Here is a 26,633-nt window from a genome sequence, read left to right as displayed (position 1 = left end):
ACTCCAACATGCGTGAGCTGAATTAGCTCATGCTAGCAATTATAAAATATACTGAAAAATTACCACCTAAGATTGAAAGAACAATAAATTTGTATGAGGGAATGTTAGAGTTAGTTAGATAATATAAATCTATATATTAGGGGAAATATAATAAACTAATCTTTCTAGAAGTGCCAGAAGACTGTGGGTCTATGAACTGAAGTAGTCAATAATGATTGGTCGCGATTTTAGAGTTTCCCCAATATAATCATTCTGATTTATAGGGAGTTAATCCACCATTATATTGATGAATTTTGAGTTAACTGTAATAATCAATCCTATATCGCTTTATTTGCTACTGAACTTCAGCAAAGCTTCGATAACCTACCATCAGTACCCACTCTATCTTTAAACTTCGAAAAAAACGTTCCATGGTACATTATCCCAGTGATTACCTCACCGAAATAAGCTTTGTTCTATCTGATAATGCCATAATAATTGACAAAATGACGGCTTGTATAATGGCGTCCTTAATTTGAATGAAAAAGGATATTAGTGGGCGATAGTGTGCTTGATTACTTGATTCGCACAACTGCAAAATAAGCAAATTATCGTTAAAAAAATTAATTATTTTATATTGCTTAAAGCATCTCAATTGAGATGCTTTTTTCTGCATTAGTTCCTACTAGCCTTAAAATCCTATTCATCAACTCTAAACAACCTATGCTATTATCACGCAAAATTAATAATCTATAGGGAAGTTGATATGAATATAAATAAAATGTGTTTTAAACAGGTTGTTCCTGCGCTACTTTTCTCTCTGCTATGTGCTAGCTCTTTTTCTGTTAATGCAGATATTGAAGTTCGTGATGAAAGCTTATTTGAAGCGCATCAACGCTTTAAAACCGAAATTATAAACGACAGTTTTGATAATATTGATCCACCTTGGGAAGCTCCGGCAGAAATATTTAATGTGATTAAATATCCGGCAAAACCGGGAGATATGTATGCCTATTTAACACCACCTCCAGCAAATAAAAAAACGAAATTACCTGCTGTAATTTGGTTAAATGGAGGCTATGGCGGAATTGGTGGTGACGATTATTTTTGGCAACCTAAACCGGTTGATAATGACCAGACAGGTGCTACTTTTCGTGATCCTAATATGGTGTTGATGATCCCATCTTTCCGAGGTGAAAATACCAATCCTGGTCGTTATGAAATGTTTTATGGCGAATTAGAAGATTTAGAATCAGCGAGAGAATATTTAGCATCACTGCCTTATATTGACTCTAAACGTATCTATGTTGTTGGGCATAGTACGGGGGGAACACGGGCATTATTAGCGAGTGAATATAGTGATAAATTTAGAGCTATTTTTTCCTTGGGCGGAATACCTGATCTTAAATTAAGGGCTGAAGGTGATATGATAGTTGAATTGCCTTTTGATAGAAATAACGAAGAAGAGTTTAATGTCCGCTCTGTTTATCGCTATATTAAATCAATAAAAACACCAACGTTCTATTTTGAAGGACGTGACTATTTTTGGAATGAGTTTAATGAACTACGAGCAGTTGCAATGGTGCATGATATTCCATTAAAAATATATAGCATTAAAAATGGTGACCATTTCAATATTATTGTTCCTGTCAGTAAATTAATTAAAGATAAAATATTGTTAGATACTGATACGACAAAAGAAAGTAATATTCGATTCACTAATGAAGAGATTAAATGGATCAATAAACAAGTTCGATAATAATTTAATTTATATTTGAAGAGATTTATTTTAATGACTCGCCCTTTTATTTAATTGATAAAAGGGCGATTTTTTCATCTAAAAGCCAATACATTATTTTGAGAAAGATATTAAGTGTATTATGATAAAAAGATTACTATTTAAAAAATGAAGGGATTTATTATGCAAGCTAAACTTGCTTATCAATGGAAACAACAAAGACGTGGGAGACTCTCTTTTTTAGGTCTAGAGATTGCTTGGTCAATTTTCTTTTTTATTGCAGAAAACTTAGCTGATCGATGGTATATAGAGCTTTATCCCGAAAATATCGAGTTAATTACTGAAAATTATTTTTACTATCAATTTTCTTTTACATCATATGGTCTAATGGAAATAGTGTTTCTAATAGTACAAGTCTACATATTTACACTTATTTTATCCCAACGAATAAGAGATATAGGTATAGGCTATCCTGTTATTATTTCACTTATTTTAACGGCTAGTCCTATTTTCTTAACACCATACTTGTTATTTAATGCACCATCTATGTTCATAGTGTGGATTTCTATTTTATTAATAACTGGGCTGGTTGCTTTATTAGCACCATCCGCTTATAAAGTTGATATCAATATAGACTCAAAAGAAAATAATAGTGAAATAAATAACTAAAAAGTAAGTAAATTAAGCAGAAAAAGCATCTGTTAGATGCTTTTTTACTTAATCGGCATTATTTATCTAATAATCAAGATAAGATCTCTATAATACCTTTTTGCCCATCAACCCTTACTTTTTGCCCATTCTTTAATATATTTAGAACATTACGTACTCCCATGACTGCGGGCAATCCTAATTCTCTAGCAGTAACCGCACCATGAGATAATGGTCCGCCACTTTCTGTAATAATGCCTGATGCACGATAAAAGAGGGCTGTCCAAGCAGGGTTAGTTGTTCTTGCAACTAAAATAGCATTCTGCGGAAATTCAGCAAAATTCTCTGGGCCATAAACCAGATAAACTTCACCTTCAACAATACCGGCACTACCAGCTAGCCCCTTTAATTGATGCTCATTTGTATTTAGCGCATTACAACTATCCTCACCATAGATCCATTGTGGTGTGACTGATTTTGCTTTTAGATATCCAGCCTTATTTTGATATATATGATGACGTAACTGATTCCAGTCAGTGGGATTATCTGCAAGAATTGCATCAGCTAAAGGTTTTTCATTAGCAAAATAAATATCCATTGGGCAATCTAAGACGCTACGAATAACCAATCGTTCTCCTAATGCTTTTAGCCCGCGACGCATAGGTAGGGCTAATCGAGTTGTTTGATAATGCTCTAAGTCATCAAGTGCAGTATAAACTCGAGCTAATCGAATAATCTCTTGTAAGAAAAAGCGTAACTCTTCAGGTGCATCAGAGATAATTGAAAATTCTGTTTCTGACTGCAGAATTTTTTTACCTAGTGGATCATCGGTTTGTTTATCATCTGCTAAGTCTGCCATTGCTTTAATTTGAGTTAATACAATATGTGGGGCATCTAACCAAGTAGGATGATATGCATCAAAATCTAATTCTCTATGGCCATGATTAGCTAAGAATAAAGTAAATTGCTGGTGAAAATGAGGATCACATACCTCAATTTCTTGCATAATACTTTCAGGGACAATGGATGTTATAAGTTTTAGCAGTTGAGGGTGCTGACGCACATAACGAGAAAGCGTCCAGAGTTCCGCATTCACTTGTCCTGTTTTAGTTTCAGACATAGCTATTAAATTATCGAACGCGGTATGTGCATATTTTTCTTCTTTAAAGAAGAGTTTTAACAATGCCATCAATGCGGAATAGAGTGAGCGTTGAGTTAACGATATGGCAATATTAGGTAAAAAGTAATCAGCACCTAACTTATTAATTCTTTGCACATAATCCCATAATTGAGGCAAGCTTTTATCTTGCAATGGTTCATTCATCAATGCACCAATAGAGATTAAATATTTATCTAAGTCACGCATCCAAGTAATAGGCAATTCCTGCACCCAACTGAATTTTTGTGCAATTTCGGGCAAAGATTTTAATAGGGTAGGTAAATCATTCATCATCGATGTAGGGAGACGATTACTATACAAGGAAACCGCATTTTGGTTGCCATAAATATAATAATCTTGCATCCCGAACCATTTACCATTAAATGAAGGAAGCCCCATAAGATTAAGGCTAAAGTTTAATGATGAGTGAAAACCAGCTTCACACATATCCCATGTTAATGGCGTGATAGGATTAGGGAACCTTTCTGCCGATTCTTCTCTTGTCCATATAGGGGCGATTTGTGTCACATTACGTGATTGCAAAAGCCACAATTTTCCATCATGAAATGCCCATTCTATATCTTGTGGAAAATCAAAATATTTTTCCGCTGAAATAGCAAGTTCCGCAACTTGTTTGCATTGTTCTGCTGTCAATGAAGATATGGATTTTTGGGCAGGTCTGAGAGGTAAGATTTTAGTACCATTATCAACCATAACAATGGCATTTACTTTTTGAGCAATCGTTTCTTGTTTTAATGCGAAACTTTTTCTATCAATAATAAATTCATCAACAGGATCTTCACCAGCAACGACGGTTTCACCTAATCCAAATGCGGCATTAATTAATACAGTTGAAAGAGAGCCTTGAACCGGATCAACAGAAAAAGCGACACCTGCCGCTTCATTTTCTTGGACGTTAATCATTCTTTGTAACACAACAGCCATCGATGCTTGAGTATGGGGTAAATTTAAATGCTGACGATAGAGCATAACGTGTGTGTGCCATAAAGATGCATAACATTGGCGAATAGCATCTAATAAATTAGGCAACGTCTTAATACCTAATATAGTATCGTGTTGCCCTGCAAAGGCGGCTCCTGGCATATCTTCTAATGTTCCAGAAGATCTTACGGCCAACGCGGTATTATTTAATTGAAGCTCATTTAATTTTGAACTTAAAGAATGAATTAAGTCCTCTGGCATAGGTGATTGTAAAATTAAGTGGCGAATATTTTGACTAACAGCTTCAATTTCTTGCTTTTTTTCTGATAATAAGCGGCTAATTTCAGGTAGTAATGGTGTGATAAATAACTGATAAGCTTGGCAAGATAGAATTAAACCATCAGGAACAGGCAATGACTGAATTGTTTTTGCTAAACTCGCGCCTTTACCCCCACTAATAGAGACTTCAGAAGCAATAGGCTCGTTAATTTTATAAATGAGTTCCATATTCGACCTTATTATTTTTACAAGTGATGTAAAGCACTAATAATGCAAGTAATGCACCGACAATAACATCAATGCCGTAGTGGTAATGCAAATAGACAGTTGCCAAAACAAGTCCTATTAAGATAGGAGACAAACAATACGCTATTTTTCGATAACCTGAAAAATAGAAAAAACCAACAATATAAAGCGTGATCCCTGTATGTAATGAAGGAAAAACATCCATTCCTGTAATTCCTTTATCAACAAGATCAGTTAGAAATAATGTCATGGCACCAGAGTAAACAGGGTAGTTAAAATCAGAAGGAAAAGCAGAGTAAGGACCCGCCGCAGGGATAGCGAAGTAACCAATAAAGCCCCAAAAATACATTAGCATTAAGCCGAAAAAATAGTTTTTAGTTAATATGCTATTTCGGCTAAAAAAGAAGAAAAGGGCGCTGCCAATAATTAAAAAGTAGAAACTAAAATAGCAAAAAGAGAGAAATTCACTTAGCCAACCAGACTGTAAAGAGATTGCCCATTCTGGCAAACTTTTTCCAAACCATAAGAATTTGTCTAGATTATATAAGATGTTATCAAAACTCCATTGGTATAAACCATAGCGAATCGATTTAAACAGAGGGAAAATAGTCCAACAAACGATCAGTTGTAATAAACCAAACCAATAGAATCTAGAATGAGAGGTCGCTTGTTGTGTCTTATATCCAACAAAAATGAGCAATACCCATAAAAAGAAGCCTAAAAATATGGGTATCAACATTTCTGTCGCATTTGTCAACCAACTTCCATACGTTCCCAAGGCCCAAATAATAAACAGTTGTAGAGAAAATAAATGGTTAAAAAGCATCCTGGCTTTCGTGGTTAACATATTTGAGCGCCTTTCTTCCTTATTAAGATAAAACCGAATAGTGCACTGACTAAACTTATACCAATAAACATGGGGAAAAAGAATAGGAGTATGACTAAGATAGGAAACCAAATTGCAGTTGCTATTGCACCACCTAGTATTTTAAAAAAGCTAATAGTATTACGGGCATCAGCAAAATGAGATGCAACAAGTGAGGATAATAATATTGGAAATAAAATATACATAAATAAAAATGAAATATAACGCCAAATTAATATAGAATATTGAGAATTATTTTCTATATTCTGATTATCATTATTTGATTTAAATGGATTATTTTGATAATCAATAAAGGATTCAGCATAAGATTTACCATTCTTATTTTTATTAAAAGCATAGGAAGATGCTTTCTCAAAAATATCAATATTTGGACAATTAACAGAAATTTTATTTAGTGATGTAGAAACTTCTGTATGTATATTTTGCTCCCATTCTCTGATTGACAAATTACCTTTTTGTGAATTTATACAAATATTCTCACCAATATAAACTTCTACTTTTGAACTGAATTTATCTGGGGCTATATAAAACAATCCCATAGGAATAATATCAAAAACTACTCCCTCACTGATCAAGGTTCTAATAATCCTCGCGGCACCTCGTTGATAAGGCAATGGTTGGAAACCCCACTCACTGCTGCCTTCTGGAAATAAGAGTAGATTACCACCCGCCTTTATATGTGCAATTGCAGCATCTGAAGGGCTTGAAAATATATTTGCTTTTATACCTAAACGTTGTCTATCCTTTTTCCTGACTACGGGAATACCCGTAAAAAAACTTCTCATTAAAGGACTATTTAATAATTGAATTGAAGCCAAAGCTTGAATGTTAGAAAATGCTTTTAATACAATGTAACCATCAAAAGCACTGTTCCGATGACTACATAGAATTAACTTTGGATGTGTATTTTCAGCTTGAGATCTACTATGGTAAATAAGTGAGACTTTGGAAAAGTAGATTTCTCTAATTGCACTCGATATGAAGCGATAATAAAAAGGAAGTGGAGAACCAGCAACAAAAGAGGAGGTTTTTCTTATTGATGAAGGCAATATTGAATTAAACATGAGATTTCCTTACATTATTCCTTCTTCAAAAACATATCACGCTCTTAAAAAAAGTAACACTAAAAAATTAAAATTTAAAAAGCATTATTAGAATAAATTATTTCACTAATTTGAGGCTGTTAATTCTAATGAATAAGATGGAAATGAGTATGATTCAACTTAGACTCGCTGAACCACAGGAAGCCAAAAGATTGTGGTATTTACGAAATCAAGCACTGCGATTTGGTTGTGAGAATGTTTATCCATCAGAGATTTTAGCCGCTTGGACTCCTGATGAAATGCCTGAAGGATATCGGCAAGCTATTATTGATAATCCATTTTATGTGATTGATTATAAAGAATATAATATTCCTGTTGCTTCGGGTTTTTTAGATGTTAAAACGGGTTTTGCTGAAGCTATTTTTACATTACCTGAATATATGGGGAAAGGATTCGCTGGACTAATTTTAAAACAACTTAAACATGAAGCAATTAAGAGAGGGCAATCTAAGTTGTTTTTAGATGCAACACCTAATGCGGTATTATTTTATTTAAAGCAGGGTTTTAAAGCATTAGAAGAACGAGATTATTATTCTGATTTAGCGAAAGCAAATTTGCATTGTTACCGCATGTACATTGATTTAGATTAGTTGTTTGTATTTTAACCATCTTAAAAGGATGATTTTTATAATAGACTAATAATAAAAAAAGCTATTCTTAAAATGCGGTATAAATTTATTTTTATCATTTTTTGAATTAGCTTTTATATTAAATAACATGAAATAGCAATTTGCATAATGTTGCGATATTGTAAAGTATCACAATATCTCTAGGATAAATATTATGCAAAATGTGTTATTAACGTTATGGCCGTTATTTGCGTTAATTGCGCTAGGTGCAATTTTAAGAAAAAATAAAACGTTTGAGCCTGCGTTTTGGGTGGGGGCTGAAAAATTAAATTATTTTTTACTTTTTCCCGCTTTACTAATTAATAGTTTGGCAAATGCACCTTTATCTGATCCTCAATTACCTCACTTAGCTGGGGCTATTTTTTCTGTAGTCATTATTGTCACTATTTTGTGTGTTATTTTGAAAAAGATAACAGGTTGGTCTGCTGGGCGCTTTGGTGCGATCGTTCAAGGCAATATTCGATTTAACACCTATTTAGGTTTAGCCATTGTCGCTGATTTATTTGGTGTTGAAGGTTTGGGGATCGCCGCCTTGATATTAGCAACACTGGTTCCTCTATCAAATGTCACTTCAGTACTTTGTTTAACCGCAGGGCAAAATGTGACTTTGCGTCAATTGATATTTCCTATCATAAAAAACCCTTTAATTATCTCTTGTGTTATTGGGATCATAATAAATCTGTCAGGAATGGGGCTTCCTTTTGGTAGCGATCAATTTCTTAAATTGCTAGCAGCAACCAGCTTACCCTTGGGGCTTATTTGTATTGGTGCAGCATTACATTTATCAACACTAAAAGCAGAAAGTAAAATGATTAGTATTAATACGGTTACTCGTTTACTTATTGTGCCGATAATCGCCTATAGTGTCGCCTACTTTTTAGGTTTATCATCACTTGTTACAATACTTCTCGTTATTTTCTTTTCTATTCCAACTGCTCCTACTTCTTATATTTTAACTCGACAATTAGGGGGAGATTCTGAACTTATGGCAGGGATAATTACTGCTCAAACGATATTTTCTACGATTACATTACCTATTATTTTAAATTTTTTAGTACCATAGAAAAATTGACGTTATTTAAAAAATACTATTTCAAAATTTAATGATGTTTTTTTATATCATAAATTCTATTTCGTGATATTTTGAATTTCATAAACTCTAGACTTAGGTATAAAAACTATGAAAATCAACGGTGTTTCAATTCATCACGATAGAATGGAGCAGATAAAGAATACAGAAGAACCATTAAACGTAAGGACATTATGGGAGAAAATAAAAAACTGGTTTGGTTTTGGGAAAGAAGAAATCGTTATCCCATTAATTAAAGAGACTTTTTTTGATCATAGAATAAATGATTTTGAGAAAATAAAAGGATTTTGCAAATTAAGAAATCTTACTGGTGATGCATATAAAGAGAATTTCTTTATTGAAAATAAAAATAATGAAATAATTTTCTCCATTCTTTTGGATGGGAATTTTAATGGTGAGAAAATAAGTTTTATATGTAATATAAATGAGAATAGATCTGATGAAATCAAATTAATAAAAGATATGATTATATCATTAGAAAAAAATGGATTTGATGATTTATTGTTCTATGCTGTAGATAAGGTTATCGAAATAAAGAAGAAAAAAATTGAAAGTGATGAAATTAAAAAAGAAGTTATTAGAGAATTGATGACTGATAATGTAAGTAGATTTAAGGATAAGGAAAAATTCAGTAGGGATTATATATTAAAACATAAATTATGTAAAAAGGCTAAATTTGATTGTAAGCTATTCACAGATAAATTTAAAGAGCTTATTGAAATTGAAAAGGAGAATATAAAAGGAGTATCAGAATATAAAACTCTGTTAGAGAAAATTGAATCCGAGCTGTTTAAAGATCTATCAAGGATGACGCTGAGTATTAATTCAATTCCAATAGCTGATCTAAAAAATAAACCACAATATTTAGACGAGGTGAAGTTCAAAGAGTTAGAATTCGAAAAATTAAAAAATAAATTTACAAACTTGGATGAAAATGATAAAGAAATAATTTACTCCTTATTGTATCAAAAAGGAATTCTTGAATTTAAATCATTTTTGATTGAACAAGATCCATATTCAGGATTAATTAATGTTCCTTATTCAGGAAAAACAACAATAAATGTTATAAAAGATGATAGTAAAAATAAAATAATAATTGAAATAGAAAATAAAAAATCATTACAAGATAAAAATACTGATGATATAGGTAAATTAGACAAATTAGACAAATTAGACAAATTAGACAATTTAGACTATTTAATAAATACAGGGTTAGCGTACGTTAATGAACAACACTATAATTTAGTCAACCTCGTTAGTGAGGTGCTTGTAGAAAAGCCTTTTTCATTGGATAAATATCTTAATATTGCTGACTCTGACTCTAATCTTTCAGCATTATTATTAGTCGGAAATAAAATTACGTTAGAAAATAATATAAAATTAATTTTCGAGTATGATTTTGAAAATAAAACACTTATTCTTGATAATAAAAGTAAATATGAATACGCGATCTTAAAAGATTGACTATTGGGCTAAACAGAGCTTCTTGCTATTATGTAGACAGACCAATAATAAACAAGAGGCTCTTTTTATGTCACAACCTCACAACCCAGAAATTCAAAGAATTATTAATGAGTTAAAACAACAATATCAAAATGCTGTTGATGCATTACGCAATGCCATTATTGATTATGTTCAAGATGGAAAATTACCAGATATAAAACAAAGAGCTGAAGGGATATTTGCTTACCCTCAATTAACTGTACATTGGTATGGTGAAGTTAAAACAGAAGATAAAACGCGTGCTTATGGTCGATTATCAAAATCAGGTAATTATTCTACTACGATTACTAATCCGGCTTTATTTGAAAATTATCTGTCAGAACAACTACAACTTATTGCTGATGCTTACCATGCCACTTTTGAAGTAACTGCTTCAAAACAAGAAATTCCTTATCCTTTTGTGATTGATGGTACAGGCATTGGTTTTGATAGAAAGATGAGTGCCTCTTTAGCAAAATATTTTCCAACAACTGACTTGTCTAAAATCGGTGATGAAATTACCGACGGCTTAATTTGTGATAGGGAAGTGTTGCCACTTTCTCATTTTGATGCATTGCGTACTGATTTTTCACTGGCGCGTTTAAAACATTATACAGGTACATTACCTGAAGACGTTCAGCCATATATTTTATACACAAATTATAATCGTTATGTTGATGAGTTTGTTCGTTGGGCTTGCGAACAAGTTGCAGATAAGAATAGCGCATATTGCGCACTCTCTTGTGCGGGGTTTCAGCAAATTACGGCAGAAACGGTTGATCCTGAAAAGTTAATTTCTGATTTAACTTGGAAGAAATATCAAATGCCAGCTTATCACTTAATTGCTAAAGAAGGTCCCGGAATAACATTAGTCAATATTGGTGTTGGCCCTTCAAATGCGAAAACAATTTGCGATCATTTAGCGGTTTTACGTCCTCATGTTTGGCTAATGATTGGTCATTGTGGGGGATTACGTGAGAGCCAGCAACTTGGTGATTATGTATTAGCTCATGCTTATTTACGTGATGATCATATTTTAGATGACGTTTTACCTCCTGATATTCCTATCCCAAATATTGCTGAAGTACAACGAGCACTTTATGATGCTACGAAGATGATCAGCGGTAAACCAGGGCATGAAATAAAACAGAGATTAAGAACAGGAACTGTTGTTACAACGGATGATCGCAACTGGGAATTACGTTTTTCCGTTTCAGCGAGAAGATTTAACTTAAGTCGCGCCGTCGCTGTTGATATGGAAAGTGCCACAATTGCTGCTCAAGGTTATCGTTTTCGCGTTCCTTATGGCACCTTATTGTGTGTATCAGATAAACCGTTACATGGTGAAATTAAATTGCCTGGTCAGGCTAATCATTTTTATGAAGGTGCGGTATCAGAACATCTGCAAATTGGTATTCAAGCGATTGAGCTATTAAAAGAAGAAGAAGATAAATTACATTCTCGTAAGTTAAGAACGTTTAACGAACCACCTTTCAGATAAACCACAACAAAATAACAGCAAAATAGCATGTTATAAAAATAAGCTTAATTTAAATACCCAATTTAATTTATTAAATTGGGTATTTTTCAGAGTAAACACTAAAAACGTAAATGTCGAGCCGCTTTTCTTAGTCGATCATCTCCACGTCTATCATAACGCTGAGTTGTCATAATACTGGCATGTCCCATAGCATCTTTTACCGTGACAATATCTTCACCGTTATCAAGCATTGCTGAAGCAAAGGTTCTTCTCAAATCATGGGGAGCAAATTTATCAATACCACTTTCTTGTTGGCGTATTTCTAAAATATAGTAAATCGCTTGGTCTGTTATTCGCTCATCAGTAACATCATCGAACCGACGAATTCGAGTAAAAAGGGCGCCATCTTGAGTACCTCTTATTTCATCGATCCATAATTGAACACGATCCCAAGTATCATCAGGCATATAAGACATGCGTTCTTTATTACCTTTACCTCTGACAATAAAGGCTTGATCACGAAACTGAATATGTTCGTAATTTAGAGCCACAATTTCTGAGCGACGCAATCCACAACCTAATAGCACACCTAATATTGCGGCATCCCTTAAACCTTTCGATGAATTGTCTTTTTCACAACTTCTAAATAACGCACGAATTTCACTACTAGTTAGCGCTCGACCTTTGGGTAACCGACTTCCTCTTACTGATTTAACTTGGCGGATATGCTGATAACTTTCAGTATCCATTTGTTTCATTGCCCAAGCTTCTAAAGCGACACCTTTTAATGCGGCAAGATAAGTATTGATAGTGGCAGGGGCTTTATTGGCATCAGACAACATATCAATAATTGCTTGAATATGATGACGACGAAGTGCTCCCCATTGGCAATTTTTAAGAGAAGAGAAACCGATCATCTTAGCAACAATAGTTAGAAACGATCCCATTGTTTGACGACTACGTTTTGAACCTAAACTCATTAAATATGCCATTGCAGGATTAGTATGAGCAGGCGAGGTGAATGTTGCATTCAGATCCAATATTGCTTGTTTTTCAGGCAAGACTAGCGATGTTTCAGGCGTTAAATCCTGATCGTCGTGGTGAAATTCCACTGTGATTTCCTTATTAAATCAACATAACCATGATGAATATTCTAACAGATCCAAAAAAGAAAAAAGCTACTTTTTCAAAGGATCATTTTAATAAGTAGAGATGATCTTGTTTATTTCCTCATCAATAAGGTTGTTTGGTGAGCTTTTTTGGGGTAAATAACAGTCAAACCGAACTAAGGAAAAAAATGAGGTAAATAGCGTTAAGAAAAAGAGTAGGGAATAAGACGGGTAAAAGGGAGTTTATATGGTTTTCGCACCCAAGATTTTCATCTTTTATTGATTTAAAAATAATGAAGATAACGGCAAAAATTGAGTGCGAAATAATCAATGGTTATTTAAATTACTCTTTATAAATTGCGACAACGGGTTTTCCATCATTACCAATTGTGCCACGATACATGCCTTCAGAATTAAAACTCATTGTGTAGTTACCTGTTTTATCTAATACGATAACACCGCCACTACCATCAATCGCTTTAACTTCATCAAGTGCATTTTGAGCTGCTTTTTCTAAAGGTAAATTTTTATATTTAACTTGGGCTGCGATATTAAATGCCGTTAATGTTCTGATAAACATTTCACCAGATCCTGTTGCAGATACAGCAACGGTTTCATTATCAGCATAATTACCCGCACCTATAATTGGGGAATCACCAACTCGACCATAACGCTTATTTGTCATTCCTCCCGTAGAAGTTCCTGCCGCCAAGTTGCCATGTTGGTCAAGAGCGACTGCACCCACGGTGCCATATTTATAATCGTACATCATAGGATCAACAAAAAGAGCTGCTGTTTTACCATCATGATCTAAAACGACTTGTTCTTTTTCTATTGCTTTTTGAAGTTGTTGCCAACGATGTTCAGTTCTAAAATAGGAAGGGTCAACAATAGTAAGCCCTTGTTCTTTAGCAAAAAGATCAGCGCCATTAGAAACCATCATAACATGTGGGCTTTTTTCCATCACAGCAATGGCTGCGTTAATTGGATTTTTAACCGTAGTTACACCGGCAACAGCACCAGCTTTACGAGTTTTGCCATCCATAATAGAAGCATCAAGTTCATTACGACCATCATGGGTAAAAACGGCACCTTTCCCCGCATTAAATAATGGCGAATCTTCCATGACATTAATGGATTTTTGAACTGCTTCTATGCTGGTGCCTCCACTATTTAAAACAGCATATCCAGCATTTAATGCCTCGGTTAGTTTTTCTTTATATTCTTTTTCTTGTTCTGGCGTAATGGTGTCTTTAGTGATTGTTCCTGCGCCACCATGAATGACAAGGCGAATAGGGGGATTGTTATTTGCGAAAACAGTGGTAGCAAACAGAGTGCAAAGTGTCATTGTGGCGAGTTTATACTTAATATTATTCATATAACCCTTCTTATTTTTAATTAAAATTGACGTGGTATCATCATATGGATATTACGATCTTGATCTTAAATTCTAATTAATTGCATCAACGTACTTTGATAACTAACTGCAATAATCACTATATAAAAAGTTTAAGGCATAAGTGGTCTGAACACTCAACTTTCTTTTTAATTTGTCGATCTTTATCATGTAATAGGCGGTTGTTATTATTGTTTTTATTTATTTTAAATAGATAAATCAAAGTGTTACGTGTTTTTAATGTTTCTTGATTAAATGAAGGGAATAAATATAAAACGTAGCTAATAGTGTTTTTTTAAAAACAAAAATAATAATGCTATTTTTATTTTTATTTTTATATGATGAAATTTAAAATATAAAATTTATTAAATGATATAAAAAATACAATTTTTATCATTTTAAATTAGGTAATAATTTAGTTATGAATTGAAATTTCATCAAAATGTTAAGTGTTACTTTAATATTGATTAATGTGTAATAACTCAATGTTACTATTTCATTTGTATTTTAATGTAACGAAAACAGGTTTTCTATATACAATTTGTGTGGTTCCTCGAATAATCAAAAATAGATGGTGGATTATGTGATAAAAGTACTACATTAATTTGAGTTAAGGCTCTATTATAATAACATAACATTTATAATTCATAAGGTTAGCATCTAATATTTTATTTTTTTATAGTGAGTGCATTAGCTTTATCAATACAAATGAACTATTTTTAAATATAAATAAAAAATAAAAATTTAAGACGTCTCATTATTTAACTATTTTCTTACATACAGCGGATAAACATATTTTTGGTATTCTTTTATGGCTAAAGGAAGGTTAAATAATTTATATGAAAAATCAAAAAAAGAGTCGTTTTTTTGTTTATAGCATCATTCTTATCGCGGTTGTTGCCGCGGGAATTTTTTGGTGGAAATCTCAAGCGCCAACTCTTCCTTCAGGATTTGCTCAAAGTAATGGGAGAATAGAAGCAACCGAAATTGATATTTCAACAAAGAGTCCGGGAAGAATAGACTCTATTTTAGTTCAAGAAGGTGATTTTGTTAAAGCGGGTGAAGTGTTAGCAAGCATGGACACTCGAACCCTTAAAGAACAACTTCATGAAGTTCAAGCTCAATTAAACCAAGCAAAAAGCAGTGTGGTCACTGCACAATCTGCATTATCACAACGTAAAAGTGAACAACTTGCAGCTCAAGCAGTTGTTCGTCAACGTATTGCAGAGCTTGATGCTGCACAAAAAAGGCTTAATCGTTCTCGTGCATTAGTAAAAACTAATGCTATTTCTATTCAACAATTAGATGATGATATTGCAAGAACAGAAGGCGCTAGAGCGGCAGTTGAAGCCGCTAAAGCTCAAGAAACCGCAACGATTGCAGCAATAGAATCAGCTAAAGCGGGGATCATTCAAGCTAATACAAAAGTGGATGCTGCAACGGCAACCGAAAGACGCATTTTGGCGGAATTGGATGACAGCATTTTAAAAGCTCCGCGTAATGGTCGAGTTCAATATCGTGTTGCAGAGCCAGGTGAAGTTTTAGGTGCTGGCGGTCGTGTATTAAATATGGTCGATCTAAGTGATGTTTATATGACGTTCTTTTTACCAACAGAAGCTGCTGGTAAAGCGGCATTAGGAAGTGAAGTTCACATTATTTTAGATGCAGCACCTCATATTGTTATTCCTGCAAAAACAACCTACGTTGCTAGTGTCGCTCAATTTACACCAAAAACTGTTGAAACTGATAATGAACGATTAAAACTCATGTTCCGTGTAAGAGCGCGTATAGCACCTGAATTACTTGAAAAACACCTTGAATATGTAAAAACAGGTTTACCGGGTCGTGCTTATATTCGTTTAGATAATAACCAATCTTGGCCAACTGATTTAGAGGTGAAATTACCGCAATGAGTCAAACAATGAGAACGCAAAGTCATTCTCATATCATTGAATTGACTCATGTATCCCAACATTATGGCGATACCAAAGCGCTTGATGATGTGACATTGGCTATTCCTGCTGGAAAAATGGTCGGGTTAATTGGTCCAGATGGCGTAGGGAAATCGAGCTTGATTTCTCTTATTGCTGGTGCGAGAGAAATCCAAACTGGGCAAATAATTGTTTTAAACGGTGATATGAATGATGTAGAACACCGAAGAGCCGTTTGTCCTCGCATTGCTTATATGCCTCAAGGATTAGGTAAAAACCTTTATCACACACTTTCTGTTTTTGAAAACGTTGATTTCTTTGGCCGTTTATTTGGTCAATCCAAACAAGAACGTGCAGAACGCATAAATGACTTACTTGAAAGTACCGGTTTAGCACCGTTTCGTGATAGACCCGCTGGTAAACTTTCTGGGGGAATGAAACAAAAACTGGGTTTATGTTGTGCGCTTATTCATGATCCAGAATTACTTATTCTTGATGAGCCTACTACTGGGGTTGACCCATTATCACGAGCGCAATTTTGGGAATTAATTAATCGTATACGTAAGCGTCAAAAAAATATGAGCGTATTAGTTGCGACCGCATATATGGAAGAAGCTGAGCGTTTTGATTGGTTGGTTGCTATGGATGCCGGAAAAATATTAGCAACAGGTCATGCCGATGAATTAAAAGCCCAAACCCATACTGATGAACTAGAAGCTGCTTTTATCGAGTTATTGCCAGAAGAGAAAAAGAAAGATCACCAAAAAGTGATTATCCCCCCAAGAGATAAAAGTGACGATGATACTATCGCCATTGAAGCGCAAGATTTAACTATGCGTTTCGGACAATTTGTTGCCGTAGACCATGTAAGTTTTCGTATTCCTAAAGGGGAAATTTTTGGATTTTTAGGATCGAATGGTTGTGGTAAATCAACCACCATGAAAATGCTAACTGGTTTACTCGAAGCGAGTGAAGGGCGAGCTTGGTTATTTGGTCAAGAAGTTGATCCTAAAGATATCGAAACGCGTCGTCGTGTTGGTTATATGTCTCAAGCATTTTCACTTTATAGTGAATTGACTGTACGACAAAACCTTGAATTACACGCCAAACTTTTTCATATTCCAGAAGAGGAAATTCCTCAACGTGTTAAGGAAATGAGTGAGCGTTTTAATTTAACTGATGTTGAAGAAATAATGCCTGATGGTTTGCCGTTAGGTATTCGTCAGCGTTTGTCGCTTGCAGTCGCGGTTATTCATAAACCTGAAATGTTGATATTGGATGAACCGACTTCAGGAGTGGACCCCATTGCGCGAGATATGTTCTGGAACTTGATGGTTGACCTATCAAGACGTGACGGTGTCACTATTTTTATCTCAACTCACTTTATGAATGAAGCAGCACGTTGCGACCGAATGTCGCTGATGCATGCTGGTAAAGTATTAGTCACAGATACACCTGCAAATTTAGTTAAAAATAGCCAATTTGATACGCTTGAAGAAGTCTTTATTGATTACCTTAAAAAGGCATCTGGTGAACAAGAAACACCTGAACTTGATGAAAAAATCCTACAACTTCCTGCATCTAGCCATGAAAGTGCAGAAAAAGCATTAAAGCAGCGATTTAGCTTACGACGTTTATTTAGTTATAGCATTCGTGAAGGTATGGAATTGCGCCGAGATCCGGTACGCCTTACTTTAGCGCTATTAGGTACGGTGATCCTGATGTTTATTATGGGTTACGGTATTAGTTTGGATGTTGAAAATCTACGCTTTGGTATTATGGATAGAGATAAAACAGGGTTAAGTCAGGCATATAGCCAAAACCTTTCAGGCTCTCGCTATTTTATTGAAAAAGCGCCTATCACCGATTATGACCAACTGGAAAAACGGTTACGTAGTGGTGATATTACAGTTGCAATTGAAATTCCGCCTAATTTTGCGCGGGATGTAGCCAAAGGTCACACTGTAAAAATAGGTGTTTGGATTGATGGTGCAATGCCTAATCGGGCTGAAACTGTTCGCGGTTATATTCAGGCAATGCATACAACATGGATGCTTGATATGGCTATGCGTCAACCCACTAATGTGGTTGATAAATTGTCACCTATTAATATCGAAACCCGCTACCGTTATAATCCTGATGTAAAAAGTTTACCCGCAATTGTACCTGCAGTTATTCCTCTTTTATTAATGATGATCCCCGCAATGTTAAGTGCGTTGAGCGTCGTTCGTGAAAAAGAGCTAGGTTCTATTATCAATCTTTATGTTACACCTATCACCAAAGCAGAGTTTTTATTAGGTAAGCAATTTCCTTATATCTTATTGGGTATGTTTAACTTTTTCATGCTCTGTGCGCTTTCTGTCTTTGTGTTTGGCGTGAGTTTTAAAGGGAGTATGTTAACGCTTTCTTTAGGCGCATTACTCTATATCACTATTGCCACAGGAATGGGATTACTCATTTCTTGCTTTATGAAAAGCCAGATTGCCGCCATTTTTGGTACTTCAATTATTACCTTAATTCCGGCAACACAATTTTCAGGAATGATTGACCCTGTTTCGTCACTGGAAGGTATAGGTAAATGGATAGGGCATATTTATCCTACATCTCACTTTTTAACTATTTCAAGAGGGACATTCTCTAAGGGATTAAACCTTTTTGATTTACCTTGGTCTTTTATTCCTTTGCTTATCACTATCCCAATTGTTATTGGGTTGAGTATCTTTTTCTTGAAAAAGCAGGAGGCTTAAATGTGGCGCACAATTCAAAATGTGTTTAATTTAGGCGTAAAAGAGCTACGCAGTCTCTCTCGTGATAAAGCGATGTTGGCGTTAATTGTGTTTGCTTTTACTGTGTCTATTTATTCATCAGCAACTGTGACACCCGGCTCGTTACATCACGCACCGATTGCTGTTGCTGATCAAGATAAATCACAGCTATCTGCACGTATTGTAAATAGTTTTTATATGCCTTATTTCTTACCTCCCGCTGAGATTACTCCTGAGCAAATTGATGGTTTGTTAGATAGAGGAACATATACCTTTGCACTTGATATTCCGCCTAATTTTCAGCGTGATCTCTTAGCTGGTCGGAAACCTGAAATACAAGTTAATATTGATGCAACAAGAATGAGCCAAGCTTTTTTAGGTAATAGCTATATTCAAAATATTGTAATGGGTGAAGCAAAAACCTTTTTAGCGAAAAATAGAACCAACGATCCACTGCCTGTTGATTTGGAAGTTAGAATGAGTTTCAACCCGAATCTAACACAATCTTGGTTTGGTTCTGTTATGGCAATTATCAATAATATCACTATGTTATCGATAGTATTAACAGGGGCTGCATTAATAAGAGAGCGAGAGCATGGCACCATTGAACACTTACTGGTTATGCCTGTAACGCCCTTTGAAATCATGCTTTCTAAGATATGGTCAATGGGATTGGTTGTGTTATTGGCATCAGTTATGTCGTTGGTATTAGTCGTGAAATCTTTACTTCATGTTCCTATTGAAGGTTCTGTTCTACTATTTATGTGTGGTGTTGCTTTAAGCTTATTTGCGACAACTTCAATAGGTATTTTTTTAGGAACAATGGCTCGTTCAATGCCTCAATTTGGTTTATTGATGATTATGGTCTTGTTGCCATTAAATATGTTATCAGGAGGGATGACATCGCGAGAAAGTATGCCTCAGTTTGTACAGGATGTAATGCAAACAATGCCCACTACACACTTTGTTAGCTTAGCCCAAGCTATTTTATATCGTGGTGCTGATTTCTCGATTGTGTGGCCTCAATTCATTATCTTAATTGTTATTGGCTCGGTGTTTTTTTCATTAGCTTTATTACGTTTTAGAAAAACCATTTCGGCTATGGCCTAATAAATTTAAATATTAATCGATAAATTAACCTATTTTCTTCTATTGTTAAATATAGAAGGGAATAGGTTTTTTATTAATTTAATTATTTAACATTGGTGTTTTTACTTAACGATTAAATTTCATAAATAATATTCATGAAGGTAAATAATTCATTTAAGTCAAAGCGTTAAGTTAAATTCATTAATAAAGAATTTTATCCATTAATTGAATGACATAGTTTATATATTTTTATTGATTGAGTTAAATTTATTTTTAATAAGGCTAATTTTATGAGAATAATAAAGATATTAAAAAAAGTAATAGGAGAAAGGAAATTTAATAAAGAATAAAAGATTGGCATAGATATAATGGATGTTAAACCAATTAGAGATAATTTGTTATTTAGGCATCAACCGTTTTTTAGATAATAAAACGGGTTTAACAATAGATAGAAGTAAACAGCATTTTGTTTTTAATCCTGATGGTATTTTATCAAATAATAGACATACAGTCGGATATACATGCTTAGAATCACAACCTAATGGTAAAGGTCAATCTGTGATACTCAAAGAGAACAGTAAAATGATGGTGGGTTTTTGGCTAACCAACAGCGCCCCTGATGATACCTTAATGCTAAGAGACTGCCCAAACGAAGCATAGACTATTTTTAGGAAAAGTCACTGAAACATAAGAAAATAATAGAAATAACTTGCGAAACTTTGCCTTGCGTTAGATTTATTACATTTCCCTTTGAAAAGTTATGTACATCCGCACTATAAAAGATAAGATTTTCTTATTGGTTTTAAATATAAGTTTTTCTTATTGGTTTTTAATTTATTAGTTTCTGGCAAGGGTGGAAGCTAATCGAGAGAAAACACATTAAATCACTCATTCTGTTTTTTTATCATTGCTATAACTTAAGAGGTTAAATATGTCATCTACACTTAAGCTTAATGATGGTTTATCTGATATCGGTTCGATAATACATTATGGTATCAGTCAGATCCCAGTGGTCGGAGGTGTACTAGGCACCATTTTTGGTCTTTTATGGCCAACAAATAAGGAAGATATATGGAGCACGATTAAACAGGAAGTACAAAACCTTATTAATGAAGATATTCAAGAGGACGACTGGAATCGCCTTGTGGCCGCAGTAAATGAGCTTCAGGATAAAGTATCATTTATCAATGACCAGTTAATTAATGCCCAGTATGATACTGCTGGCCCTGAACTGATGACAGTAGTTGTAGATATAATTGGAATTGAAGAAAACTTCAAAATAAAAGGGACTAATTTCGAATATGCATTTGCTCCACTTTTTGTCGCCGCTATGAATTTAAAAATTGCCTTATATCTTGAAGGTATTAAATACTCTAATGAATTAGGATTAAGTCAAGATCAAGTTAATCAATTAAAGTCATTGCTTCAATCTGATGTTCAAAGCTCCAAGAGTTATTTATCTCCAATAAATTCTGCAATAGGCAGTACTTATCTTAACAATATACAGACCTACTTTAGTGTTAAGTTATATTATGAAACCAGCGTGTCTTTATTTAATGAACTATGGTCAGGGGATTATGAAGACTATAATGCGCCTGCACCGCTGGAAAATTACTACGTTCCAGTCATGGCAGCTGGATCTTTCTATAAGCTTATAAGCCTAGACGGGCAAAATTTCTCAGTGCCTATGGCATTTGCTGAAGTAGCTGATAACTCAATGATGCCTTCTACAAACATCCAGGGATCTTTATATCAGGACCCAACATCTTATCCAGATGGCTATATTAATTTTATCGATGTTTATACAGACCTGTCAGTGTCACATCGAACTACTGGGTTAATGTTTACCTGTAGTGGGTCTGATGAACAATATGAAATGGGTATGACGCCAAATAACAATTACTCATTTAATGTTGGACAAAACAAAATGAGTATTAATGCTGATGGTGGTGAGTTTATTAATCAGGTGTCCGTGAGAGCGGAATCTTTTGTTTCACAAATTCAGTTCACCACTAATCTTAATAATACAATGGTAGCAGGTCAGCATCCTGATGATGACTCTATACAAGAAGTCACTTTAGTCAGCCCATTTTCAATTAACTCCATGTATGTGGTTTCTGATGTTGCAGGATATATACAATCATCTGGCCATCAAATGTGTGGGATAGCGATTTCAGCAATATATAATAATGAACTCGCGATGCAATATGTCAGCAGTCTATATAAAAACAGTTAAGGATGCGCGTTATGTCAACTAATTATGTTATTCAACCTTTGGAAACAGTTACAGTATGGGACGATGCTGAGCCTATCATTCCAACAGTTAGTAAAAGTGTAATTGTTACTAATAATGGCGAAACGAAATTAGAAGTTGTGAATTACTGGGCGCCACCATCACATGTTTTTTACCCCGATACCACATATTGGGTTGAACCCAATGACACGATTATGGTTCCAGCACCCGAACGATCATTTTACTACTACAGAGTTAATGTAACTAACTCGGATGATACCAAGGTGGGTGCGGCTATCGTTGAAATTTTAGATTAGCATTTACTTGATGGTCAGGTGAGATCTTACGTGGGTTAGGTATATATATTGTATAAACAAGAAAACTGATTAATTAATAGATTAACCTTATTTTTTCTCCAATAGCCTTTAGTTAAGGCATAAATCGATAACCGATCCCCGTTTCCGTCATTAAATGCACCGGACATGCGGGATCGGTTTCTAGTTTTTGGCGTAAATGCCCCATATAAATACGTAAATAGTGACTATGTTCAACGAAATTAGGTCCCCAAACATGTTGCATTAAATGCCGTTGAGTGAGCACTTTACCGCTGTTATTAACCAATTCGCTTAGCAAACGAAATTCTGTCGGTGTTAAATGAACGGGTTCATTTTGACGAGTAACAATACGATTAACCCAATCAATTGTAATATCACCAAACGTAAATTGTGCGCTCTGTGTTTCTTGTTTAACAAAACGGCGTAGTGATGCTCTGACTCTGGCGAGTAGTTCACTAATGCCAAAGGGTTTAGTCAGATAGTCGTCTGCTCCTGCATCAAGCGCTTTCACTTTATCTTGTTCTGAGTCTCGCGCTGAAAGTACGATAACGGGCGTACTACTCCATTGGCGAAAGTCTTGAATAAAACAGAGACCATCTTTATCAGGCAAACCAAGATCAAGAATAACTAAATCAGGTTTTCTTGATGCAGCTTCAATTAATCCTCGTTGGCATTCATTGGCTTCATAAACACGAAATCCTTCGTTCTCTAAAGCCAGCCGAACAAAGCGTAAGATCTCTTTTTCATCTTCAATAATTAAAATGTTATATGGAGTCACTGTTTTATTTCAATCTCATCAATATCAGGGAGTGATTTTAAAGGTAAAACAAAGTGGAAACTTGCTCCACCTTTTTTATGGCTTTCATCAGGGAAATTATTGTTTTCAGAGAAATTGTGGTTTTCAGCCCAAATTTCACCCTCATGTAAGCGAATAATCGCGCTACATATCGCTAAACCTAAGCCAACACCAGGAATTGCGGATTCTTTTACTGCGCGTGAAAATTTATTAAAGATAAGTTGTAGTTGGTCAGTCGGAATGCCATTGCCTTCATCCCATACCTCAACATGAATTTTAGAGGCTTCAATATAGGCTCTTACTCCAAGCTTTGTATTTGGAGTCGTATATTTTACTGCATTTTCAAGTAAGTTCGTGATAACCCGTTCAATTAAATTACCATCACAATAAAGCAGTAAATCGGCCGGAATATCAATTTGTAATGGATGTTTATCAAGTAAATAAGAGAGTGAACGAATAGCACTTCCTGTAATTTCTTGCAACGAATTCCATTGTAAATTCACTTGAATACCGCCAGATTGAATGCGTGCCATATCAAGTAAATTATTGACCAAACGTGAGGTTGTCAGGATCTGCTGTCGAATCTGGTTAACTTGTTCTGTATGGGATGAACCTTCAGCACTTAAATCGAGAAGTAAAATTTCTGATTGCCCAAAAAGCACAGTAAGCGGTGTTTTTAAATCATGAGAAAGTGCGGCTAGTAATGCATTTCTTAATTGTTCTCGTTCGATATTAATTCGAGATTGTTCTGCAATTTCAGCCTGTTGTAATCGTTCAAGCGCATTAGCAATTAAACCATTAAAAGTTTGCAATAGCTGCTGTTGTTCAGGAATAAGCAGTTGGCGAAGATTATTCGGTTCAATCGCTAAAATAGCTAAAACTTGTTGAGAGGCGGTGATCGGATGTAATTGATAAGGCACACTTGGCAAAGTATCTGTGCCTGCACCGGCAATTTGGTCTTTATCGCAACACCAGCGTGCAATTGCATTATCAATAGGTAAATGCCCCATACCTTGTGCATGAAAAGGTGTTAATTCACCTTGTTTGTTAGGGATCAACAAACAAACTTTTGCATCAAACGCACTTGATAAAAAATGGTAACTGGTGCGAACAACATCTTGTAACGTTACCGCTCGACCCAGTTCTCTCGTCATTTCAAATAAGTGACGAGTGCGTTGTTCTCGATAACGTGCAACGCGAGTTTGATAACGCATACCCGCAGTTAAATTACCGACCACTAATCCTACAATAAGCATGACGGTGAAAGTGATCAAATACTGCATGTCGAGTACAGCGAGCGAAAAGTGGGGCTGTACAAAAAATAAGTCAAAACTAATGACATTGATTAATGCTGCAAAAATAGAAGGGCGACGGCCAAAAAAGAGTGCAATTAATACAACACCCAATAAATAGAGTGTCACTAAATTGGCTTTATCAAGTGCTAATAGAAATGTGCGAGAGAATAAGGTTATCGCTAAACATAATCCAATCGCTGTTAAATAGCCTTTTATCTCTTGTCGCCATTTATCATTTTGCAGTGGTGCTGTTTTGGTTTTATAACGAATTTCCTCATCATTGAGAGCAACACTAATAACATGGAGATCGGGGGCGTAGCGTGCTAATTTTTCTGCAAAACGCATCCGTACCCAGCGTTTTAGCCATTGCCATTTTTGGTAAGCACGCTGACCAATAATCACTTTTCCAAGATTATGCTCTCTGGCGTAACGGATCACGGCTTTTTCAGCTTGGTTATCAGAAAGGATAGCGGCTCTTGCACCTAAATGTTGTGCCAGTTTTAGAGAGTGCAAAATAGCTCGACGTTTATGCTCTCCAATTTGATGAAGCTTAGGGGTTTCAACATAAATAGCATGCCATTGGCAACCAAAGGCGGCAGCATAACGCGCTGCCGTGCGAACTAATTTATCGTTACCACCATGAGCGCCAAGACAGACCATCAGACTATCTGTTGTGTGCCAAACAGGAGCCGTTCCTTGGCTATCTCGAAACTCTTTAACTTGTGTATCAACTCTATCTGCCATACGGCGTAAAGCTAATTCTCGTAGTGCGATTAAATTACCTTTACGAAAAAAGTGTTCGATGGCGCGTTCTGCTTGTCCGGCTAGATATACTTTGCCTTCGTGCAAACGTTGTTGTAGATCGTCAGGCGGCAGATCCACCATAACCACTTCATCAGCACTATCAAAAATATAGTCAGGGATCGTCTCTTGAACACGAATGCCAGTAATACTTCCTACGATATCATTAAGACTTTCAATGTGTTGTACATTTATTGTAGCGAGTACATCAATACCCGCATCCAACAGTTCTTCCACATCTTGCCAACGCTTAGGATGCCGGCATTTATGAGGATTACTAAATGCCAGTTCATCCATTAAGATCACCGCAGGGTGTCTGGCTAATGCGGCATCTAAATCAAATGCGATAAGCTTTCTACCATGATGATGAATACGTTGTGGTGGCAATAAAGGTAATCCGTGAAGTAGCGCAGCCGTTTCTTGCCTTTGGTGTGTTTCAACAACCCCCGCAAGCACATCAATACCTTGCTGGTGGAGGCGTTGAGCTTCTTGCAACATGGCGTAAGTTTTTCCTACACCCGCACAAGCACCAAAGAATATTTTTAGTCGTCCACGAGTTGTTGTTCGCGTTGAAGCGAGCAGATCATCGGGTGAGGGACGTTGCCATTGCTGATCGAGTTCCATTTTATTGAGTACTCACTTTTTGCTGCTTTTCTGCACTTAATTTATCAAGTGCCTGATTTAGCATAAACACATTCACAACAGGTTCGCCCATAAACGGCATTAGTGGCGATGTTGTATTGTCTTTTATTAATTGCTCAATTTCATTTTTAGTAAGTTGGCGAGAATATGCAATATTTTCAATTTGATAATAAGCGGCTTGTAATGAAATATGAGGATCAAGCCCGCTCCCTGATGCGGTCACTAAATCAACAGGAACAGCCTGATGATTATCAACCTCTTTTTGCCACGTTTGAACGCGTTTTGCGACTTCATTAAGCAATAATGGATTTGAAGATGCTAATTGGCTAGCGCCTGATGCCATGCTGTTATAGGGCATTTCTGCTGTTATTGATGGACGACTTTTAAAATAATCATCCCGCGTAAATTGTTGCCCAATCAGTTCAGAGCCAATAAGTTTATTATCTTGATAGATCCGTGAGCCATTCGCTTGCCATGGGAAAATAAGGTTAGCTAATCCTGTAACAAGCAAAGGATAAGCCAGCCCAGTTATTAGTGTAAGTAATAATAACATTACTAATGATGATCGAAATAGATGCAT

General features: G+C 35.2%; 20 protein-coding genes and 1 pseudogene. 12 read left to right on the top strand and 9 right to left on the bottom strand.

Annotation, left to right across the window (positions count from 1 at the left end; genetic code table 11):
* Window positions 1–247: 247 nt before the first annotated feature.
* A pseudogene (locus tag QQS39_RS09570) lies at window positions 248–539 on the bottom strand (integrase core domain-containing protein); the annotation flags it as partial.
* A 206-nt stretch (window positions 540–745) separates the two neighbouring features.
* Between QQS39_RS09570 and QQS39_RS09565 the strand changes: the two are divergent.
* Window positions 746–1,738: an alpha/beta hydrolase family protein gene (locus QQS39_RS09565; protein WP_285805868.1), complete on the top strand. Its 993-nt coding sequence runs from the start codon at window positions 746–748 to the stop codon at window positions 1,736–1,738.
* A 162-nt stretch (window positions 1,739–1,900) separates the two neighbouring features.
* Window positions 1,901–2,386 carry a hypothetical protein gene (locus QQS39_RS09560; protein ID WP_285805867.1) on the top strand — a complete coding sequence of 162 codons (486 nt, stop codon included), beginning with the start codon at window positions 1,901–1,903 and terminating at the stop codon, window positions 2,384–2,386.
* 73 nt (window positions 2,387–2,459) lie between these two features.
* Here the strand turns inward: QQS39_RS09560 and QQS39_RS09555 are convergent, their stop codons facing one another.
* Genes QQS39_RS09555 through QQS39_RS09545 form a run of 3 tightly spaced genes read right to left on the bottom strand, consistent with a single transcriptional unit; the run spans window position 2,460 to window position 6,941 of the window.
* A complete protein-coding gene (locus QQS39_RS09555; protein WP_285805866.1) occupies window positions 2,460–4,973 on the bottom strand; it encodes a PEP/pyruvate-binding domain-containing protein in 2,514 nt (837 codons plus the stop codon).
* The gene (locus QQS39_RS09550) at window positions 4,957–5,838 is read right to left on the bottom strand and encodes a phosphatase PAP2 family protein (RefSeq protein WP_285805865.1); all 882 of its coding nucleotides are present in this window, start codon (window positions 5,836–5,838) and stop codon (window positions 4,957–4,959) included. The genes QQS39_RS09555 and QQS39_RS09550 overlap by 17 nt, the downstream gene beginning before the upstream one ends.
* Window positions 5,832–6,941 carry a 1-acyl-sn-glycerol-3-phosphate acyltransferase gene (locus QQS39_RS09545; RefSeq protein WP_285805864.1) on the bottom strand — a complete coding sequence of 370 codons (1,110 nt, stop codon included), beginning with the start codon at window positions 6,939–6,941 and terminating at the stop codon, window positions 5,832–5,834. The genes QQS39_RS09550 and QQS39_RS09545 overlap by 7 nt, the downstream gene beginning before the upstream one ends.
* A gap of 143 nt (window positions 6,942–7,084) precedes the next feature.
* Here QQS39_RS09545 and QQS39_RS09540 point away from each other — a divergent pair, with 143 nt between their 5' ends.
* The 4 genes from QQS39_RS09540 to QQS39_RS09525 all read left to right on the top strand — a co-directional run bounded on the left by QQS39_RS09540 (window position 7,085) and on the right by QQS39_RS09525 (window position 11,682).
* Window positions 7,085–7,570, top strand: coding sequence for a GNAT family N-acetyltransferase (locus tag QQS39_RS09540; protein WP_151435196.1), 486 nt, complete (start codon window positions 7,085–7,087; stop codon window positions 7,568–7,570).
* A gap of 193 nt (window positions 7,571–7,763) precedes the next feature.
* Window positions 7,764–8,672 (top strand): AEC family transporter, encoded by a 909-nt coding sequence (locus tag QQS39_RS09535; protein WP_285805863.1) that lies wholly within the window; start codon window positions 7,764–7,766, stop codon window positions 8,670–8,672.
* Between the two features lie 117 nt (window positions 8,673–8,789).
* Complete coding sequence (locus tag QQS39_RS09530) at window positions 8,790–10,163, top strand: hypothetical protein (RefSeq protein ID WP_285805862.1); 1,374 nt, start codon at window positions 8,790–8,792, stop codon at window positions 10,161–10,163.
* A 67-nt stretch (window positions 10,164–10,230) separates the two neighbouring features.
* Complete coding sequence (locus QQS39_RS09525) at window positions 10,231–11,682, top strand: AMP nucleosidase (protein WP_285805861.1); 1,452 nt, start codon at window positions 10,231–10,233, stop codon at window positions 11,680–11,682.
* Between the two features lie 98 nt (window positions 11,683–11,780).
* On the opposite strand, the gene QQS39_RS09520 is transcribed toward QQS39_RS09525, so the two are convergent.
* The gene (locus QQS39_RS09520; RefSeq protein WP_151435192.1) at window positions 11,781–12,773 is read right to left on the bottom strand and encodes a tyrosine-type recombinase/integrase; all 993 of its coding nucleotides are present in this window, start codon (window positions 12,771–12,773) and stop codon (window positions 11,781–11,783) included.
* A gap of 340 nt (window positions 12,774–13,113) precedes the next feature.
* The gene (locus tag QQS39_RS09515; RefSeq protein WP_285805860.1) at window positions 13,114–14,148 is read right to left on the bottom strand and encodes an isoaspartyl peptidase/L-asparaginase family protein; all 1,035 of its coding nucleotides are present in this window, start codon (window positions 14,146–14,148) and stop codon (window positions 13,114–13,116) included.
* An 857-nt stretch (window positions 14,149–15,005) separates the two neighbouring features.
* Between QQS39_RS09515 and QQS39_RS09510 the strand changes: the two genes are divergently transcribed.
* The 6 genes from QQS39_RS09510 to QQS39_RS09485 all read left to right on the top strand — a co-directional run bounded on the left by QQS39_RS09510 (window position 15,006) and on the right by QQS39_RS09485 (window position 22,501).
* Window positions 15,006–16,079, top strand: coding sequence for an HlyD family secretion protein (locus QQS39_RS09510; protein ID WP_285805859.1), 1,074 nt, complete (start codon window positions 15,006–15,008; stop codon window positions 16,077–16,079).
* Window positions 16,080–16,087: 8 nt separating this feature from the next.
* Window positions 16,088–18,844 (top strand): ribosome-associated ATPase/putative transporter RbbA, encoded by a 2,757-nt coding sequence (rbbA, locus tag QQS39_RS09505; RefSeq protein WP_285805889.1) that lies wholly within the window; start codon window positions 16,088–16,090, stop codon window positions 18,842–18,844.
* Window positions 18,845–19,972: an ABC transporter permease gene (locus QQS39_RS09500; protein ID WP_151435188.1), complete on the top strand. Its 1,128-nt coding sequence runs from the start codon at window positions 18,845–18,847 to the stop codon at window positions 19,970–19,972. It begins immediately after the preceding gene.
* A gap of 351 nt (window positions 19,973–20,323) precedes the next feature.
* Window positions 20,324–20,611, top strand: coding sequence for a hypothetical protein (locus tag QQS39_RS09495; RefSeq protein WP_285805858.1), 288 nt, complete (start codon window positions 20,324–20,326; stop codon window positions 20,609–20,611).
* Between the two features lie 271 nt (window positions 20,612–20,882).
* Window positions 20,883–22,187 carry an insecticidal delta-endotoxin Cry8Ea1 family protein gene (locus QQS39_RS09490; protein WP_285805857.1) on the top strand — a complete coding sequence of 435 codons (1,305 nt, stop codon included), beginning with the start codon at window positions 20,883–20,885 and terminating at the stop codon, window positions 22,185–22,187.
* Between the two features lie 11 nt (window positions 22,188–22,198).
* Window positions 22,199–22,501: a hypothetical protein gene (locus QQS39_RS09485; protein ID WP_151435185.1), complete on the top strand. Its 303-nt coding sequence runs from the start codon at window positions 22,199–22,201 to the stop codon at window positions 22,499–22,501.
* A 112-nt stretch (window positions 22,502–22,613) separates the two neighbouring features.
* Here the strand turns inward: QQS39_RS09485 and kdpE are convergent, their stop codons facing one another.
* From kdpE to kdpC, 3 genes are read right to left on the bottom strand one after another with little or no spacing between them, the layout of a single operon-like run.
* The gene (gene kdpE / locus QQS39_RS09480; protein ID WP_196569222.1) at window positions 22,614–23,297 is read right to left on the bottom strand and encodes a two-component system response regulator KdpE; all 684 of its coding nucleotides are present in this window, start codon (window positions 23,295–23,297) and stop codon (window positions 22,614–22,616) included.
* The gene (gene kdpD / locus QQS39_RS09475; protein ID WP_285805856.1) at window positions 23,294–26,035 is read right to left on the bottom strand and encodes a two-component system sensor histidine kinase KdpD; all 2,742 of its coding nucleotides are present in this window, start codon (window positions 26,033–26,035) and stop codon (window positions 23,294–23,296) included. The genes kdpE and kdpD overlap by 4 nt, the downstream gene beginning before the upstream one ends.
* 1 nt (window position 26,036) lies before the next feature.
* Window positions 26,037–26,633 carry a potassium-transporting ATPase subunit KdpC gene (gene kdpC / locus QQS39_RS09470; RefSeq protein ID WP_285805855.1) on the bottom strand — a complete coding sequence of 199 codons (597 nt, stop codon included), beginning with the start codon at window positions 26,631–26,633 and terminating at the stop codon, window positions 26,037–26,039.

The sequence above is a fragment of the Proteus appendicitidis genome (assembly GCF_030271835.1).
Classification (GTDB): Bacteria; Pseudomonadota; Gammaproteobacteria; order Enterobacterales; family Enterobacteriaceae; genus Proteus; species Proteus appendicitidis.
Note: the sequence above shows the minus strand (reverse complement) of the source record. Positions and strands in the feature narration are given on the sequence as shown.

Bases quoted from the DNA above. Each gene is read 5' to 3' on its own strand.
- QQS39_RS09565 (WP_285805868.1), top strand. From the start codon at position 746: ATGAATATAAATAAAATGTGTTTTAAACAGGTTGTTCCTGCGCTACTT.
- QQS39_RS09560 (WP_285805867.1), top strand. From the start codon at position 1,901: ATGCAAGCTAAACTTGCTTATCAATGGAAACAACAAAGACGTGGGAGA.
- QQS39_RS09555 (WP_285805866.1), bottom strand. From the start codon at position 4,973: ATGGAACTCATTTATAAAATTAACGAGCCTATTGCTTCTGAAGTCTCT.
- QQS39_RS09550 (WP_285805865.1), bottom strand. From the start codon at position 5,838: ATGTTAACCACGAAAGCCAGGATGCTTTTTAACCATTTATTTTCTCTA.
- QQS39_RS09545 (WP_285805864.1), bottom strand. From the start codon at position 6,941: ATGTTTAATTCAATATTGCCTTCATCAATAAGAAAAACCTCCTCTTTT.
- QQS39_RS09540 (WP_151435196.1), top strand. From the start codon at position 7,085: ATGAGTATGATTCAACTTAGACTCGCTGAACCACAGGAAGCCAAAAGA.
- QQS39_RS09535 (WP_285805863.1), top strand. From the start codon at position 7,764: ATGCAAAATGTGTTATTAACGTTATGGCCGTTATTTGCGTTAATTGCG.
- QQS39_RS09530 (WP_285805862.1), top strand. From the start codon at position 8,790: ATGAAAATCAACGGTGTTTCAATTCATCACGATAGAATGGAGCAGATA.
- QQS39_RS09525 (WP_285805861.1), top strand. From the start codon at position 10,231: ATGTCACAACCTCACAACCCAGAAATTCAAAGAATTATTAATGAGTTA.
- QQS39_RS09515 (WP_285805860.1), bottom strand. From the start codon at position 14,148: ATGAATAATATTAAGTATAAACTCGCCACAATGACACTTTGCACTCTG.
- QQS39_RS09510 (WP_285805859.1), top strand. From the start codon at position 15,006: ATGAAAAATCAAAAAAAGAGTCGTTTTTTTGTTTATAGCATCATTCTT.
- rbbA (WP_285805889.1), top strand. From the start codon at position 16,088: ATGAGAACGCAAAGTCATTCTCATATCATTGAATTGACTCATGTATCC.
- QQS39_RS09500 (WP_151435188.1), top strand. From the start codon at position 18,845: ATGTGGCGCACAATTCAAAATGTGTTTAATTTAGGCGTAAAAGAGCTA.
- QQS39_RS09495 (WP_285805858.1), top strand. From the start codon at position 20,324: ATGTTAAACCAATTAGAGATAATTTGTTATTTAGGCATCAACCGTTTT.
- QQS39_RS09490 (WP_285805857.1), top strand. From the start codon at position 20,883: ATGTCATCTACACTTAAGCTTAATGATGGTTTATCTGATATCGGTTCG.
- QQS39_RS09485 (WP_151435185.1), top strand. From the start codon at position 22,199: ATGTCAACTAATTATGTTATTCAACCTTTGGAAACAGTTACAGTATGG.
- kdpD (WP_285805856.1), bottom strand. From the start codon at position 26,035: ATGGAACTCGATCAGCAATGGCAACGTCCCTCACCCGATGATCTGCTC.
- kdpC (WP_285805855.1), bottom strand. From the start codon at position 26,633: ATGCATCTATTTCGATCATCATTAGTAATGTTATTATTACTTACACTA.